Genomic DNA, 17154 nt, shown 5'->3' on the forward strand with positions numbered 1-17154 from the left:
ATGTGTTGTTCACCATTTCACCCCTTTTCACCAACAAGCCCAGTTGGCTTTACTATTAAGAAAAATAGTAACATTAGCATATTAATTGCAAGTGATAAATCTGGTATAAAATACGCTGTAAAAGCACCAGCTAATCCGACAATTAAAGACGCAAGAGCTGAACCTTGTACGCTTCCTAATCCTCCGATAATTACTACTATAAAAGCTAAAATTGCATACTGCATGCCCATCTCGGCGAAAATAACACCCGAATACGGTGCTAATAAGAAACCTCCCAAAGCTGCCATCCCTGCTCCTAATAAAAAGACGAAAGAAAATATCGCTTTTACATTAATACCAAGCGCTTGAACCATTTCTTTATCCATTACACCTGCACGGATCATAAGACCTATCTTCGTCTTTTGGAGTAATAGTTGTAGTGCAATGTAAATAATTATTCCAATTAAAATAACGAATAGACGATATTTAATTAATATAATTCCTTCGAATGTAAAACTTCCTTGTAACCATAACGGTAATTTTGCACTAATAGGGTTTGGCCCCCAAAATATTTTAATACACTCACTAAGAACGAGCATTCCTCCAAGCGTAACGAGCAGCTGTCGAACATGATTTCCATATACTGGTCTAATAAGAAACCTTTCTAAAATAAATCCTAGGAACATTCCCATAGCTACTGCTCCAACTAAAGCTAATATATAACTTCCTGTCATATTAAATAACCAAACACCTGTAAATGCTCCCCACGCAAATAAACCACCGTGTGCAAAGTTTAAAACGCTCATTAGACCGAAAATAAGTGAAAGACCTGATGCTAACAAAAAAATGAGCATCCCTGTTGAAATCCCATTTACAAATAAATTTATTAACACATCCATCCTTTTCACCTCGGGTTCATGTTAAGAGATTCCTAAATATTTATGACACATTTCCTTATCCTTTTTTAATTCATTCATAAAACCGTTATGAACAATTCGTCCGTTATCCATAATGTAAAAATAATCGCCAATTTGACTAGCCATCATAAAATTTTGCTCAACAAGTAAAACTGTTGTTTTCTCTTTCATCTTCAAAATAGCTACCATTAATTTCTCCACCATTATCGGGGATAGCCCTTTGCTCGGTTCATCAATAAGTAATAATCCATCACTATTAATAAACGCTCTTGAAATAGCCAACATTTGCTTTTGCCCTCCGCTCAAGAGCCCACTTTTCTTATTCCAAAACTGCTTTAAATCCGGAAATAGTTCCAGCATCCACTCTATTTTCCCTTCTACTTCTTCACCTTTCCCCCTAGCAAGAGCGAATGTTTCTTCTACTGTCAAATCATGAAAAATACCTTGATTTTCTGGTACATACCCTATTCCTTTCCTTGAAATTAAATGTGTAGGTAATCCACTTACTTTTGCACTATCATAATAAATTTCACCATCTGCAATCCGGTGAAACCCCATAACTGAACGTAATGTCGTTGTTTTCCCTGCCCCGTTTCTACCAAACAGTACAGTAATCGTCCCTTTCTCAACAGTAAGAGATACTCCTTGCAAAATATGAAACTGATCTAAATACGTTTCTATATTATTCACTTGTAATAGTGCCACTATATAATCCCCCTAAATAAGCACTTTGTACACGCTCATCTTTCATAATTTCTTCTGGCAATCCTTCAGCCAATAACTCTCCATGAAATAAAACGATAAGATGATCTGACAAACCTAGTATCATATCCATTTTGTGTTCGATAAGTACAATTGTGCTCTCTGGATGTTTCTTAATATTTTCAATCACTTGTAATATAGCAGGGACTTCCTCAACCGAAATACCTGCCGTCGGCTCATCAAGTAATAACACATCCGTTTTTAAAGCTAATAACATCGCAAGTTCTAGCTTTCTTTTCTCTCCATGTGCCAAATCTTTCGCTAATACGTTCTCTTTCTCGTGAAGTAATACTGTTTTTAAGAAACGTCTCGCCTCTCCAACTTGTTGCTTTAATTTTGCTGGACTCGGGAAAAAACTATAGTAATCTTGTACGAATGATTGAACACTTAAACGGACATTTTCAAGTACCGTTAATTCTGGGAATATGTTTGTAAGCTGAAAAGAGCGACCGATTCCTAAGCGTGTTCGATCTGAAATCGATAGTTTTGTAATATCTTGCCCTTTAAAATACACTTCACCTGTTGTGGGTGAAATCTGTCCACTTAGTAAATTAAATAATGTTGTCTTCCCCGCACCATTTGGCCCGATAATAGAAATGAGTTTTCCTTTTTGGACAGTTAAATTTACATCTTTAATAACATGATCTTCACCAAAAGATACGCTAAGATTTTTCGTCTCTAACAAATGTGTCACGAAATCCCCTCCCTTTAAAGCCGTGAGTATGAAAGAAATATGTATAAAGAGGGTCCCCCCTCTTTATACAAAAACAACAGAAAATTCAGTCTATTTATTTTGAACTGGTGGTTCTGTTTCTTTCATCGTTAATTCTCGCTCTAACACTGGCACCGGATAATCAACACCGTCTTGCTTTTTCAATGTGATAGAATACAGTGTCTGCATCGCTTGGTGATCCTTCTCTCTAAACTTCATCTTTCCTTTTGGTGTATCAAATTCCATTCCTTCCATTTTCTTAATCAAGGTATCTACATCTGTATCACCTTTTGTTTTCTTTAAGGCTTCTACAATAGAAATTGCTGCTGACATTCCTCCCGCTGTAAACAAATCTGGCACTGCACCATTAAAACGTTTTTTATGCTCTTCAACTAGCCAATCATTCACTTTATTTTTTGGAAGTGTGTGATAATATACAGAAAAACCTTGCATACCTACTAATGCATCCATTGTTTTTAATGCTAGTATATCTGGCGCACCTGTAGAAATTTTAATACCCTGCGCTTCCACATTCATATCTTTCAACTGTTTCCAAGGTGAATTTGCCCCTGCCCAAACGATAAATAAATAATCTGGTTTTGAACTAATGATATTTTGAATATTCGCTGTAAAATCTGTTGAATTTGTATCCGCGTATTGCTCATTCACAATGTTCGCACCTAATTTTTTCGCACCCGCTTTAAATGCAGCAATCCCTTCACGACCAAAAGCGTTATCTGGGGCAAATGTCGCAATCTTTACATCTTTTTTCGCAATTGCTGCTGCTCCTGCAATCGCATCTTGTGAGGAACTTCTTCCAGTTCTAAAAATATATTTATTCCAGTTCTTCCCGGTAATACTATCCGCAACTGCCGGTTCTACAACCATAATCTTTTCATATTCTTCTGCCAGTGGTAAAACCGCTAACGTATCACTTGAACTAGACGATCCAACTAAAAAATCAACTTTCTCTTCTTCTAATAACTTCGTAGCTTTCTTCACTGCTACATCCGCTTTCGTTTCTGTATCTTCTACAACAAACTTAATCTTTTTCCCATCTACTTTCCCAGTCCCACCAGTTGCATAGTCTAACCCTAATTCAAATCCGTTCACTGTTTGTTTTCCATACGATTCTAGCGGTCCTGTTAAAGAAGCAAGGACTCCTACCTTAATCGTTTTTTCATCCTCTGTACTTGTTTTCTTTCCTGAACAAGCTGCCGTTATTAATAATGAACCTAAAACACAACCAGTAAACATTGTCTTTAGCCACTTACGTTTTTTCATCGACATTGTGATCCTCCCCATACTTTACTTTCTGATAGAATCAAACACGCCAAAATCCCCTGTCCGTAATCATGACTAACTAATACGATAGATAATGGAAAACTCTTGTAGTACCCTCTACATTCGGCACAAATATATAATCACCTTCCTATGTAATGGAAACGGACATACAATCAATATATATTCTGCAATCCAATTGAAAATACTGTTTCATTTTAGTAATGGCCATACAAAAAGACTAACTTATTTTTTAAGTTAGTCTTTTCACCTTAATTAGAGTTAAGTTCTACTTTCTCTAACCCTTCAGCCAATCGTTTCTTATCTATTCCTTCTCCAATTACTACTAAGTTTGTTGGGAAACCGAAATCTTGTTCCAGTAAAGTCGGTACTCCGAACGAATATTGGAATAGGTGAGGGTATTTATCTCCATGGAATTTCACAAAGCCTTTCACTCGATAAATACTATCTGGTAAATTCGAAAGCCATTCATATAATTTGTCTTGATCAATCGGTTTCGTAAATTGATACGTCATCGTTTGTATATGTAAATGCTGTTTAACGTGTAGTGTCTCATGTTCCTCATCATTTGGAAATTCTGCTTCTTCTATATCTTTTAAAGATATATTACAATACTTTGTCTCATACATTTTCGCATGATCATTTATTGTCTTTACTTCTTCAAGTACTATGTTCTTATCTTCATCTGTTAGTAAATCTGCTTTATTAACAAGAATGTGACTACCAAATTTCAGTTGCTCATGCAATAGCTGTTGTACATTTGCACTTAATATACTTTTGTTTAACCACCTTACTGCATCTAAAACGACTACAATTGATTTCACTTCCAGGAAAGGAGCTAAAATTGGCGAGACACACGCGTCTAACACTTCAATTGGATGCGCAACACCTGTCGTTTCTATATAAATGACATCTGGTCTTTCTTGTTGGTATAACGAATGTAATTGTATTTCAAGCTCTTCTTTTAACGTACAACAAATACAGCCTTTAAGAAGTTCTCTTAAAACATTCTCTTTTCCAATAATATCTGTATCTACCGAGTATTCACCAATTTCATTCATTAATACTGCAACTTTTCTATTCTTCTTTTTCTCTGCTAACAATAAATTTTGTAATAATGTTGATTTTCCACTACCTAAAAAACCACCTAATATATGAATCTCCACTTTATTCATTCAACCGACCATCCATTTCTTTACTTCAAATGTATTCAAAGCGTAATAATTACGATTTATATTTATCATTTTATTAAAAGAATGACCATTTGTAAATATAAGAGATTCACTGTTCATTTACTTCATATGCAACTCTTACTCCAGACTCAATTGCCCCTTGCATCCATCCATGTGTTAATGTCGTATGCTCTCCTGCAAAATGTACTTTTCCAGATGGTGGTGTAATATACGGAAATAACTCGAGCTCTTGGCCTGGTTCGAAAGCTGTAAATGCACCGCAAGAATACGGATTTTTACTCCAGCTAAAAGATGTTCCAGTGACAAACTCACTATAGACGATGTCACCGTATATTTCCGCTAAATTTTTTAATGCGTAACGAATACGATCTCTTTGCGGGAGACTATCCCATGTTAACGCCTCATCTGCCCACGTATAACTTGCTATTACGATAGCTGGTCCTGGAGTATGAATGCCATAACTCGGATAGTATGTAAACCGTATCTGTAAATCAGTAATAGATTTACCGCCACACTGTCCCGCTTTCTCCCAAAATCTACTTTTAAACTCTATTGCAATTTTAGTTGCAGCAATATAATTTAATTCACGAATTGCTCTTTTTTTAAAATAAGAGAATAAATAGTATGGCTGAACTTCTACAAATCTTAACGCTGAAAATGGAATTGTAATAATAGCAAAATCACTTGTTATTGTAAATTGCTCTAACGTTTGTTCATGATTTCCTTGTAACATTACTTTATTATCTTCTTGTATAATTTTATCAACCTTATATGGCATTAAAATATGTTCTCTTAATTGTGGTAAGAATGCATTCGATAACTTATCCATTCCACCAGTTATTTCATAATATTTCGTCGTTGAAGTAAAGAAAATCATTTCACGTAATACTTCAATTAAGGACATTCCCATATAAGCTTCCATATCAAGAAGTACCCCAATCATATCTATTGCACCATCTGAATAATACTCCATTAAAAATAAACCAAGCGAATACGTTTTATACTTTTTTTCAACGATAAGCCAGTTTTTATCAGGATCCTTCTTAATATAATTTAGTATTGGTTCTAATACCTCAATCATTAGCTCTTCTGCCGTTTTTCCTCTTTCTTTATCCAAAACCGGATATTCAAGTACACTTGGATCATTTTCAAACACATTCAATCTCGTTTGAATGTTATTCGTATAAATGATATCTGCAAAAGTTTTATTTATAAAAAGGTTTAAAGGTAGTTTAAATTTATGAATATACGCTAAGGTTAACTTATGGGTGTCAGGGATTCTCATCGGTCCCGCATTAAAATATAAACCCACACTAAATGGTTCCCGAATCGTATACACCCTGCCACCTATTCTGTTATTTGCTTCTATAATCGTTACTTCGTGCCCAGCCTCTTTTAATAAAGAACCTGCAACTAATCCAGAAATCCCTGCACCTGCAATCGTAATCCGTTTTGGGTTATTCTTTTTGACAAGCCCTGCATGAATAATATGAAGCATTTCTTCCATTGCTAATGGGTTCCCCATGCCATTTCCCCTTTTACAAAGGATTTTACTGAATTATATTCGGTTCACTGAATTCCTATGTTTTGTTCGCGGATTTGCACGGATACATTTTCAAATACTTGAATATCTTTTATAAAATGTAATAAACTAGATATGACTCTATAGAAGTAAGACGTATTATCTTACATAATAAAATCAATGAAATTGCGAGGAATTTTGAAATGAAAAAAGGTATTAACCGTGTTGTATTAGTAGGAACAGGAGCAGTTGGATGTAGTTATGCTTACTGCATGATTAACCAAGCCGTAGCTGAAGAATTTGTTTTAGTCGATGTAAATGAGGCAAAAGCTGAAGGGGAGGCAATGGATTTAAGTCATGCTGTTCCATTCGCACCAGCTCCAACTAGAGTATGGAAAGGCAGCTACGAAGATTGTAAAGATGCTGACCTTGTAGTTATTACAGCTGGATTACCACAAAAACCAGGCGAAACACGTTTAGATTTAGTTGAGAAAAACGCTAAAATCTTTAAACAAATCGTTCGCAGTATTATGGATAGCGGATTTGATGGCATCTTCTTAATCGCAACAAACCCTGTAGATATTTTAACTTACGTAACTTGGAAAGAATCTGGTTTACCGAAAGAACGTGTAATCGGTTCTGGTACAACGCTTGATTCTGCTCGTTTCCGCTATATGTTAGGTGAGTACTTCGATATTGGTCCACACAACATTCACGCTTATATTATCGGAGAACACGGCGATACTGAACTTCCTGTTTGGAGTCATGTTTCCGTTGGTATCCAAAAACTACAAACACTGCTTGAAAAAGACAACACGTATAATCAAGAAGATTTAGACAAAATTTTCATAAACGTCCGTGATGCAGCTTACCATATTATTGAGCGTAAAGGCGCAACTTATTATGGTATCGGTATGTCACTTCTACGTGTTACAAAAGCAATTTTAAACGACGAAAATAGTGTATTAACTGTATCAGCTTACTTAGAAGGTCAATATGGTCAAAAAGATGTTTATATCGGGGTGCCTGCTGTTTTAAATCGCGGCGGTGTTCGTGAAATTTTAGAGGTTGAATTAAGTGAAGAAGAAGAATTAAAATTCGATCACTCTGTTCAAGTATTAAAAGAAACAATGGCTCCGGTTCTTTAATTAAGATAAAAAAGCAATCCAATTTATTTTGGATTGCTTTTTTATCTTAATTATCCCCTATGACCTTTTAATGATTTTCTATCATTTCTTATTTTTTAGTCGCATCCTCATTATTTATATCAAGTACATCTAATAAAAAGATAAAGATTGGTATCCCGATAATAAGCCCCCATATTCCGAGGAAATGCTCTGAGAAGATGAGAATCATAAATGTATAAAAGATTGGTAAATTTGTTTTTGCAGACATAAACTTCGGATTTAAAAAATAACTTTCAAGAGCGTGGATTACTGTTATGAACACGAGTATGTATACTACGTACATAACTCCGCCTACGTTGTAAGCAATGATACAAAGTGGAAACAAAGAAATAATCACACCTGCAACAGGAATCAACCCTAGTAAGAAAACCATAACAGCTAATACAAGTAGCTGTGGAAATCCTAAAACAATTAATGCAATGACAGTAAGAATACAATTTACAACGGCAATTAAAAACTGAGCTTCAATTACTTTTCCGAACGATCTTGCAAATCTTTCACCAAAATATGCAATTTCCTCATAAAAGATTTTTAACTTACTATCTTTAAACTTAGATGTAAATGTAATAATACGCTCTTTTTCTAATAAGAAAAATAAGCTTAAAATTAGAGATAATAATATTTGTAAACTTACCTTCCCTATATTTGCTATTGATTGATATATAACATCTACACCTTGTTCTATATATTTTGATACTTCCATCCCATTAATTGTCGAAAGTACATATTTAACGATTTCATTATCAGGTGGATTTTGAAAAAATAGTTTAAATTGATAAATTAATTGTGAAATTTGTATCGTCAGCACAGGTAAATATTTATATAACGTTGTGCCTATAAAGGAAACTAGTATTATATACAAACATGCAATAACAATTTTCCGGTTTACTTTCAATTTCCTTGAAATAAAACGTTGAAATCGATCCATTAAAAACGTCAGTATAAACGTAATTAATATTAAATTGATCATACTTTTTAATGCATATAATACAAGCGCTACTATTATTAAAACGAGAAACCGTTGAAACCCTCTACTTCGAAAAAAACTCTTTACTTCATTCATTAAGAATTAACCTCCCCCTCCAATGGATGGAAATTGAATCTATTACATTTTATGAACTCCTATAGACAATCTTTCTTACTAATTGAGAAGAATCCTTTTTTTCTTTTCATATTGTTAGATTCGTTTAACTGGAATCCACCAACATATTTCGGTGGACTCCAGTTATTTTTCATATAATCTTTTTATAAACTAGGTGATTTTCTATTTTTAGACTGCTGTTCATACGCATATCCCATATTGAAAAGCTCTCTTTCACCAAACTGTTTCCCTACAAACACTACACCGATTGGTTCTCCATTTTTATCATATCCAGCAGGAACCGCTAATTCCGGATAACCAGCTACAGCTGATAGAAGAACTTCATCGTTATTAATCATAACTAGAGCATCCAAACCTTTTTCTACTAAATACCTATCTAGCTCTTTTTTTGCATTTGCTTGACTCGTTTGTACTACGTTTTCGAACTCTTCTTTCGTTATAGCAGATTTTTCAGACCCCTCAATTAATGTTTGTCCGTATTTTATTCGTCTTTTACTATCCTTTTTATTAAACGCTATAATCTCTTCTAACGATTTTACCGGTATATTTTTTTGCTGTGAAAAATAGTCGTTTACATTATGCTTGAACTCATATTCTAATGTTTGCAAATTATCTACACCCTCAGCACTTAACTGGATATTATCAGCTAATATCGCACCTGCATCTTGAAGGTCTTTTCTAATTTTTTCTGCTACTGTTTTTCTATTTTCATCTTGTTGGTCTACAGAAAAAAGAAGCCCTATCTTTTTCCCTTTTAATCCATCTATTGATAAATCCTTTGTATAATCAATTCTTTCTTTATCTTTCATTTTTTCTGTCATAACATCTTTTTCGTCATAACCTATCATTGCATTAAATAACGTTGCTGCATCTTTTACTGTTCTTGCCATAGGTCCTGCTGTATCAAGAGTTTCAGCTAATGGAATAATTCCTGTTCTACTTACCATACCTAAAGATGGACGTAACCCAACTACTGATTGCTGCGCCGCTGGTGCAACAATCGATCCCGTCGTTTCTGTTCCAATTGCAAGCGGCGCAAAATCTGCCGCAACTACTGTAGCAGATCCTGAACTTGATCCTGAAGTATCGAATGTAATCGGACCGTACGGGTTTAAATTTTGTCCTTTCTTCCCGCTATACCCACTTGGCATTGTAAAAGATAAATAGTTCGCCCACTCAGACATATTCGCTTTTCCTAAAACAAATGCTCCTTCTTCTTTCAACTGCTTCACAATTGTTGCGTCTTGATCTGCAATCCAATCTTTTAATACATAAGTTCCTGCACTAGTCGGCATCACTTTTTCCGTCTGTACATTATCTTTTACAACGACAGGAATACCATATAAATTCGAATTTTTGTTTCTACCCCGCTCTTGATCTAACTTTCTTGCTTCTTCCATCGCATTAGGATTTATCTCTGTAACAGAATTTAATGTTATTCCATTTTGATCATGTTCTTGTATTCTAAAGAGATAAATGCTCGTTAATTCTTCATATGACAACTTTCCATCATCAATCATTTTTTGAAGCTCATCTACAGTCGCATTTACGACTTCTTTTTCTTTTATTTTTACATTTTCTATATTGATTCCTTTAAGCTGATTATGTATCGGTTGTAGCACTCTTTCTTTATCATATACAATACGCTCAGGTTCCTTTGGAAAATAATTTTTATACACGTAATATCCGCCGACACACGCTAATAAGACAATGCCTCCAGCGATAGACAACGTTACCTTTACCCATTTCTTCATGTTGCTTCCTCCACTCTATAAGGTGCTTCGTTACACGAAAAAGAGAGTTACCTTTTACTTAACTCTCTTCAATCAAAATGCTAAATGAAAAAATGAAAGATTTCAATCTAATTACTTCTTTTTTGCATTTGCTTTGCTAACATTTCTTTCACTTGATTATACGTTAACCCTGAATTTTTATTTAAACGCTTTACTTCCTCAACATCAGTACCTACCACTGTATATTTTTTCTCATCATTCATTTTTCTAATTCCCTTCTCACCGGATTATTTCTTATATTTCTTCCCTAAATGCACATAAATTAACACCACTACAAAAAAGGAAGCTGTTTTTAAGCACAGCTTCCTTCTCGTTACATATTGTATTTCTTAATAAAATTTCACTACATCTTCAGTAGGCAAGAACGTTCTTTCTGCTGGTTGTTCGTTTGGTTCACCAAATGGCATTTGACCTACTAAGCTCCACTCTGCTGGAATGTTCCAAGTTTCTTTCACTTCAGCATCTACGATTGGGTTGTAATGTTGTAATGACGCTCCAATTCCTTCAGCAGATAATAGCATCCACACAGTATGTTGTAACATCGCATTTCCTTGATGAGACCAGAATGGGAACTGATCTTTATATAATGGCGCATTTTCTTGCATTTTTTGTACAGTTGCTTGATCTTCAAAGAATAGAACTGTTCCTACACCTGCATGGAAGCCTTTTAGTCTTTCTACAGTCGCTTCAAAGTTTTCTGCTGGTACGCGAGCTCTTAGTGTTTCTTTAACAATATCCCAAAACTTTTCATGCTCTCCATCCATTAATACAACCATACGACCACTTTGCATATTGAAAGATGTTGGTGCGTGTAAAGCTGTTTTTAACACTTCTTCAATTCTTTCTTTCGTAATTGCATCGTTTTTTGCTACTTTACGAATTGAACGGCGATTCACAATTGCTTCTTTTAAGTTTGTTGTAGTTGCTGACATTTTAATTCCTCCAAATGTTTGTTTTATAATTTATTTTGTTATTTCATAACAAGCGAATTAGCAATATCCATCGGTATTACATTGCATACCTTCAAATGAATTTGTTTTATCCTTTTCAATTTCTTTATCAATGACCCTTTCTAGTGTTTCTTTACTAGCAAGCCCTTGAATGACTTCATCTCCAATCATGACAGTTGGAACAGCCATAATATTCGCTTCATCATATGCGTGTTGAATTGCTTCTTGATGCTTTTCTTTATATTTACGAGTTACTAAAGCATCTTTAAATTCCGCCTCAGGAAGTCCTACTTCTACCGCTAATTTTGTTAACACATCAATATCTTCAATGTTTTGCTCTTCTTGGAAAAATGCTGTGAATACGCGGTGATGATACTCATTACCTAGTCCACGTTCTTTCGCAAATTGACATCCTTCGAAAGCTAAATGTGTATATGGATGTGGTGAAACACGTGGCAAGCGCATATCAATTCCTAACTTCTTCGCTGTCGGAAGAATGAAAGCATCCCATGAACCTAATTTTTCTGGTTCATTCCATGGATCTATTTTTGAATATGGACTTGGACGTAATTCAAATGGCATCCATTCAATCTCTACATCTTTCTCTTTCGCTACCTCATCTAATGGACCTTTTGCTAAAAAACAAAACGGACATATAAAATCTGAGTATACTTTCATTTTTACAGTCATAACTTTTACACCTTACCTTTATCATTGTAATCAAATCAGTTACATTAATGACAAAAAAATATAAATAGGATTTAAGCATTCATTTTTTCTTGCAAAGTTTCAAACAACTGCCCCATTGTAATATTTCTCAAAACTTCTTCCATCGCGGATTGTGCTTGAATTAAAATAATTTCTAACACCGCTTGAATATTCGCCCCAATTGGACAATCTGGATTCGGTTGCTCGTGAATATGAAATAGCTTGTCTTCTTCGACTACGTTCACTGCATGATACACATCTAACAATGTGATTTCATATAAATCCTTTAGTAATCCCGCGCCACCCGGTCCACGATTTACGTAAACAAAGCCAGCTTGTTTCAAGTACGACATGATTTTACGAATGACTACTGGATTTGTATTGACACTCTCAGCCATATAGTCTGAAGTACAAAGTGAAGATGGATTGTTTTTCAAAATAGATAAAATATGAACAGCTATGGAAAAGCGGCTACTAATTTTCATCGTAATCACCACCTCGATGTAATCATTATAGTTACAACTAAAAAATAAGTCAATCCTTTTCATAGATTTTTTATAAGTAAATTAAAAAGTGTCCCATTATGATATATGAGACACCTCTTTTTATTCTGCAAATAGCGATTGAAATTCTTCAATAAATAGCTGCACAGCGATTGAAGAATCCTTTAATGAAGGAACAGCTAAAGCAATTTCTCTCCATACTTGTGGTTCCAATTCTCTCGTTTGCACATTTTTTGGTAAATTCGTTAAAGATAATTCAGCTAATATTGCAATACCCAATCCTTCTTGAATCATATTTAAAGCTGTAGTAACTGTCGAAATTACATATTCAGCCCGAAGTGGTACGTTTGCTTGTTTAAACATATCAATAATGGGTGGTTCGTATCCACCCTTACATAATATGATCGGTTCATTCTCTAAATCACAAATTGTAAGAGCGTCCTTCTTACAGAGAGGATGATCCTCTCTTAAGATAGCAACCATTTTCCCCTTCGTTAATGGAACAATCTCCATATCTTTATTAGGCAAAATAACAATTCCTATATCAATAACCCTCGATACTAACCAATCTTCAACTTCTTTAATCGTTCCTTCACAAAGAACGACTTCTAAGTTCGGATACTTCTCCTTAAAAAGGTTTATCATTTTGGGTAAGAAATGTGCAGAAGCGCTCGGAAAACTCCCAATTCGAATCGTCCCAACTTCGTGCCCTTTCTCCATCGCAACTTCTTGTTCAATCTTCTCTACACCGTTCAAAATCTCTCTAATATGTACAAGAATTCTGTTTCCTACATCCGTAACAATTAATCCTTTTCGTTTATCACGTATAAGAATCGTAACTCCTATCTCTGACTCAATACTTGAAATCGCATGACTAACAGCTGGCTGCGTCATATTTAACACCCGAGCTGCCTTCGTAAAACTACCTAACTCAACGGTTTTTATTAATACTTGCAGTTGTGTAATGGTCATAACTAATCACTTATACTCCCCATAAAAAAGATTCATTTTATTTATTACAGTCGATATCATATCATAGTGAAATGAATAACAACAAGGAGGTCTTACCGTGACACAGCTTTCTCGAACTAAGACGGCCATAATCCTTACCTTTCTCGTTTTCATGTGGGGAATCAATTGGCCTTTATCTAAGTTTGCCCTGCATTATACACCACCCGTTTTATTTGCAGGCGTTCGAACTTTAATTGGAGGATTCATTTTACTCCTTTTCGCATTACCGAAATACAAAGAGTTACACTTAAAAGAAACTTGGCATTTATACGTTATTTCTTCTTTACTTAACATCATTATATTTTACGGATTACAAACTGTAGGCCTTCAATATATGCCAGCTGGGTTATTTTCCGCCATTGTATTTCTACAACCTGTTTTACTCGGCGTTTTCTCATGGATTTGGCTTGAAGAATCTATGTACGGCTTAAAAATTTTTGGGCTTGTTCTTGGATTTATTGGCGTGGGTGTCATTAGCTCTAGTAGTTTAACTGGACATATCTCTATTATCGGAATCCTTCTCGCGATAGGATGCGCTATTGGCTGGGCACTTGGAACAGTATTTATTAAGAAGACTGGGCACCGCGTTAATTCCATTTGGATGGTAACACTTCAGCTCATTATTGGCGGGCTTTGCTTAATTGGATTTGGTTCAGAGTTTGAAAGCTGGTCTAGTATCGCTTGGAGTATACCATTTGTTAGCGTACTTCTCTTTATTTCGTTCTTCGTTATTGCAATGGGGTGGCTTGCATACTTCACACTTGTTGGAGCTGGTGAAGCAAGTAAAGTTGGGGCTTATACATTCCTCATTCCACTAATCGCTATTATTGTAAGTTCAATTTTCTTACATGAGGCCATTACAATGAGCTTATTTATTGGGCTATTATTTATTGTTGTGAGCATTTGTTTTGTAAATATAAAACCAAAAGCACTTGCTATAAGGCAGCAAGTTGAATTGAAATAAACGTAAGAAAGAGCCTACTGTTTGTAGGCTCTTTCTTACGTCTTACTTTTTACGACGTACTACAAAAACACACGCACCAACCGACGATACAATCGCCAAAATAGATAAGACAATCGCTATTACTTGCATATTACTAGTGCCTTCATTCTTTTCTACACTAGACACTTCACCATGTTCTCCTGTTAATGACGTACCTTTTGCAATTGTAGTAAGTGAATGTGGTTTTTCAGCTTTTTCATCGCCTGTCCATTCAACAATTTCTCCATCTTTATATTGTTGATATGCGTCCCAAGCTATTTTTTGCTCTTTATCCGGATTTTTAGCGACGAAAGTAAATCGTTGGAATTGACCGGTTAAAATCCCTTCTCCTGTCGCTTCCCATACTACAGTTTTCACTTTTCCAGCACTATCTTTTTGCGCTTCCACTTTCCACCCTGGCACTGGCTCATACTGTTGAAACTCAACGCCAGACGGTATTTTTAGTGTGACTTTTGTTGTTGCTATATTTTTTTCAACTGGTACCTTTATTGTGTAAGTCTCCCATGAATTAACATCAGAAGTTTCTGGCTTTACCGTCACATGAGCACTAACAGGTAACGAAAAGATTCCCATTGCAATTATTGTTGCGATCATTGTTGTTCCTAATTTTTTTATACGTTTCATTTTCTATTAACTCCCTTTCATCTATAACGCCTCTTTATCTGCCACCTACAATAAATTTATAATCTGTATCGAAGCTATCCAGAGATTTTGTTAATCCATGAACATGTATATTCCAGTTTCCTGTCATGTTAATATACATACCTTCTGCTTCATATTCTCCCGGTGAAACTGCTGAAACTTTAAATGAACCTTTTCCCATATTCATATCTAATGATTGAGTAGTTAAAATAATTTGCTCCATATCAGTAACAGGTTGTCCGTTTTCATCCTTTAAAGTAATATGAAATGTATTTTGTCCTACTTTATTAGGACTTACATGTAAAGTAAGTTCATACCCATTATCCAGTTGCTTACTTTCTGTAAAAGGTCCCGTAGGAGGCATCGGTGGTGTTTGTACGTTTGTCATAAAAGCTACGATGACAAAAATGATAATTCCGATGATAAACTCTACTTTCACCGTAGCGCCTAATCCCTTCTGCGCTCTCATTTTCCCTTTCACATAATGTACAATTCCCAATATCCCCATGAAAATGAATAAAAGTATTTTTGCTAATAAAGCTAATCCATACTTCGTATCAAATAAAGAGTGGATTGTTGGAATAAAAAATGTACTGTTAAAAAGACCTGTTATTAAAATCACGATGACAGCACCTGTTGCCCACGGTGAAAAACGCTTAATCATATCCCAATACATACTCCACTTGTCATCCTCTTTACGTAAAAGAAGAATAATGGATGATAGACCGCCAATCCATAATGAAGCTGCAAATAAATGCAGAAAATCCATAACGACAGCAATCTCTTTAAACTTCAAACCATATGCATGACTATTAAAGGCTTTCATAACAAGTATCCCGATAAACAATACTATTGGAATACTCCATACTTTAAACGACGATAGCTTCCCACACTTCATCGCAAAATACGTAACAATTATAAGTGAACTAATAAGAACCATTTGAGTAATCCATACATATCCAAAAACAGAAAGCTGTAACGTTTCTTTTAAGAGTAAAGGATTGAATGCTTCTAGCCATGAAACATCTGCATTTATTTTTGCTTGTAGTGGTAGATTGAATAACAAGCTAATAAATATCCCAAATAAGGAAATCCATATTATGTTCTTACTCCTTGATCGAACCGAGGTTGCATTCCCTTTATACATAATAAGATTAAAGAATAGCACTCCTATAAATAGTGAGAAACTTGTATATAGAACCCCACGTTCCATAATCATATCTATTTGCGGGACATACCCCATCTCTTCTACTTGTACATCATCTGCTCCCGCTTCCGCTGACCCAATTCGGAACGGAATAACTCCTTGAATTGGATGTCCATCAGCTGAAATCACTTTCCACTGAATAGAGTAGAGTCCGTTTTTCAGATTTTCTTTTAACCCTGCTTCTAATAGTTTTTTGTTTTTTTTATCAATATGAGCATCTTTCAAATCGACCCTTTTACCTGATGTATCCCTCACGTACAATGTATTAAAACTTGAAACTTGTATGTCCTCATCGAATTCGATTTTCACAACAGATGGTGCCTTCTTCAAAGTTTCATTTTCAACAGGGTTTGATTTCACAACGTACGCATGAGCAGATGTACTTTTCGGTATCGATATGATAAGCACACATGCAATTAATAACCATGTCCCTAACTTTCTCATTACTTTCACAATCACTTCACTTCTTTCTTACTCATCGCTATACTTCCATTCCTTTAACTTTCCAAGTTTGATTATCGGGCGAAATATTAACCTTATTAAATATAATCTTCTATACAGTATAACTATTTATTTCTCTCTCACCTCTAAACTTCCAATATAATAGTAACTACCTTCATAGATACTACTTACATTTTTAAAGTTGATTGTTATTATATCA

The 17154-nt window shown here is 35.0% G+C and carries 17 protein-coding genes; 2 read left to right on the forward strand and 15 right to left on the reverse strand.

What is annotated here, in order from left to right:
- Nucleotides 1–17 precede the first annotated feature (17 nt).
- The 6 genes from N2V92_RS25500 to N2V92_RS25525 form a co-directional block, all read right to left on the reverse strand.
- A complete protein-coding gene (locus N2V92_RS25500) occupies nucleotides 18–878 on the reverse strand; it encodes a branched-chain amino acid ABC transporter permease (RefSeq protein ID WP_016077851.1) in 861 nt (286 codons plus the stop codon).
- Between the two features lie 21 nt (nucleotides 879–899).
- Nucleotides 900–1601 (reverse strand): ABC transporter ATP-binding protein, encoded by a 702-nt coding sequence (locus tag N2V92_RS25505; RefSeq protein ID WP_001196709.1) that lies wholly within the window; start codon nucleotides 1599–1601, stop codon nucleotides 900–902.
- Nucleotides 1579–2352: an ABC transporter ATP-binding protein gene (locus tag N2V92_RS25510; protein WP_016077852.1), complete on the reverse strand. Its 774-nt coding sequence runs from the start codon at nucleotides 2350–2352 to the stop codon at nucleotides 1579–1581. Before N2V92_RS25510 ends, N2V92_RS25505 begins: the two co-directional genes overlap by 23 nt.
- 90 nt (nucleotides 2353–2442) lie before the next feature.
- The gene (locus N2V92_RS25515; RefSeq protein WP_016077853.1) at nucleotides 2443–3660 is read right to left on the reverse strand and encodes a substrate-binding domain-containing protein; all 1218 of its coding nucleotides are present in this window, start codon (nucleotides 3658–3660) and stop codon (nucleotides 2443–2445) included.
- Nucleotides 3661–3923: 263 nt separating this feature from the next.
- On the reverse strand, nucleotides 3924–4847 hold the full coding sequence (locus N2V92_RS25520; protein ID WP_001044926.1) for a CobW family GTP-binding protein: 924 nt from the start codon (nucleotides 4845–4847) through the stop codon (nucleotides 3924–3926).
- A gap of 106 nt (nucleotides 4848–4953) precedes the next feature.
- Complete coding sequence (locus N2V92_RS25525; protein ID WP_016077854.1) at nucleotides 4954–6390, reverse strand: flavin monoamine oxidase family protein; 1437 nt, start codon at nucleotides 6388–6390, stop codon at nucleotides 4954–4956.
- A 200-nt stretch (nucleotides 6391–6590) separates the two neighbouring features.
- On the opposite strand from N2V92_RS25525, the gene N2V92_RS25530 reads away from it, so the two are divergent.
- Nucleotides 6591–7535: an L-lactate dehydrogenase gene (locus tag N2V92_RS25530; RefSeq protein WP_000715322.1), complete on the forward strand. Its 945-nt coding sequence runs from the start codon at nucleotides 6591–6593 to the stop codon at nucleotides 7533–7535.
- A gap of 88 nt (nucleotides 7536–7623) precedes the next feature.
- On the opposite strand, the gene N2V92_RS25535 is transcribed toward N2V92_RS25530, so the two are convergent.
- From N2V92_RS25535 to N2V92_RS25565, 7 genes are all read right to left on the reverse strand, one after another.
- Nucleotides 7624–8637, reverse strand: coding sequence for an AI-2E family transporter (locus N2V92_RS25535; RefSeq protein WP_001006602.1), 1014 nt, complete (start codon nucleotides 8635–8637; stop codon nucleotides 7624–7626).
- Nucleotides 8638–8819: 182 nt separating this feature from the next.
- Nucleotides 8820–10430 carry an amidase family protein gene (locus N2V92_RS25540; RefSeq protein ID WP_000759452.1) on the reverse strand — a complete coding sequence of 537 codons (1611 nt, stop codon included), beginning with the start codon at nucleotides 10428–10430 and terminating at the stop codon, nucleotides 8820–8822.
- Between the two features lie 107 nt (nucleotides 10431–10537).
- Entirely contained in the window at nucleotides 10538–10672 is a 135-nt protein-coding gene (locus N2V92_RS25545; RefSeq protein ID WP_000997346.1) for a hypothetical protein, read from the reverse strand.
- A gap of 126 nt (nucleotides 10673–10798) precedes the next feature.
- On the reverse strand, nucleotides 10799–11401 hold the full coding sequence (locus N2V92_RS25550) for a nitroreductase family protein (protein WP_001277013.1): 603 nt from the start codon (nucleotides 11399–11401) through the stop codon (nucleotides 10799–10801).
- Nucleotides 11402–11458: 57 nt separating this feature from the next.
- Nucleotides 11459–12109, reverse strand: a complete 651-nt coding sequence (locus tag N2V92_RS25555) for a DsbA family oxidoreductase (RefSeq protein WP_000216673.1) — start codon at nucleotides 12107–12109, stop codon at nucleotides 11459–11461.
- A 71-nt stretch (nucleotides 12110–12180) separates the two neighbouring features.
- On the reverse strand, nucleotides 12181–12612 hold the full coding sequence (locus N2V92_RS25560) for an Rrf2 family transcriptional regulator (RefSeq protein WP_000704085.1): 432 nt from the start codon (nucleotides 12610–12612) through the stop codon (nucleotides 12181–12183).
- Between the two features lie 120 nt (nucleotides 12613–12732).
- Complete coding sequence (locus tag N2V92_RS25565) at nucleotides 12733–13602, reverse strand: LysR family transcriptional regulator (RefSeq protein ID WP_000156761.1); 870 nt, start codon at nucleotides 13600–13602, stop codon at nucleotides 12733–12735.
- A 97-nt stretch (nucleotides 13603–13699) separates the two neighbouring features.
- Here N2V92_RS25565 and N2V92_RS25570 point away from each other — a divergent pair, with 97 nt between their 5' ends.
- On the forward strand, nucleotides 13700–14605 hold the full coding sequence (locus tag N2V92_RS25570) for a DMT family transporter (protein ID WP_000192819.1): 906 nt from the start codon (nucleotides 13700–13702) through the stop codon (nucleotides 14603–14605).
- 42 nt (nucleotides 14606–14647) lie between these two features.
- Here the strand turns inward: N2V92_RS25570 and N2V92_RS25575 are convergent, their stop codons facing one another.
- Both N2V92_RS25575 and N2V92_RS25580 read right to left on the reverse strand, forming a co-directional pair.
- Nucleotides 14648–15268 (reverse strand): YcnI family copper-binding membrane protein, encoded by a 621-nt coding sequence (locus N2V92_RS25575; RefSeq protein ID WP_000821388.1) that lies wholly within the window; start codon nucleotides 15266–15268, stop codon nucleotides 14648–14650.
- A gap of 34 nt (nucleotides 15269–15302) precedes the next feature.
- Nucleotides 15303–16952 (reverse strand): copper resistance CopC/CopD family protein, encoded by a 1650-nt coding sequence (locus N2V92_RS25580; RefSeq protein WP_002083252.1) that lies wholly within the window; start codon nucleotides 16950–16952, stop codon nucleotides 15303–15305.
- Nucleotides 16953–17154: the final 202 nt, after the last annotated feature.

This window comes from Bacillus sp. CH_48, from assembly GCF_038008465.1.
Lineage (GTDB): Bacteria > Bacillota > Bacilli > Bacillales > Bacillaceae_G > Bacillus_A > Bacillus_A thuringiensis_S.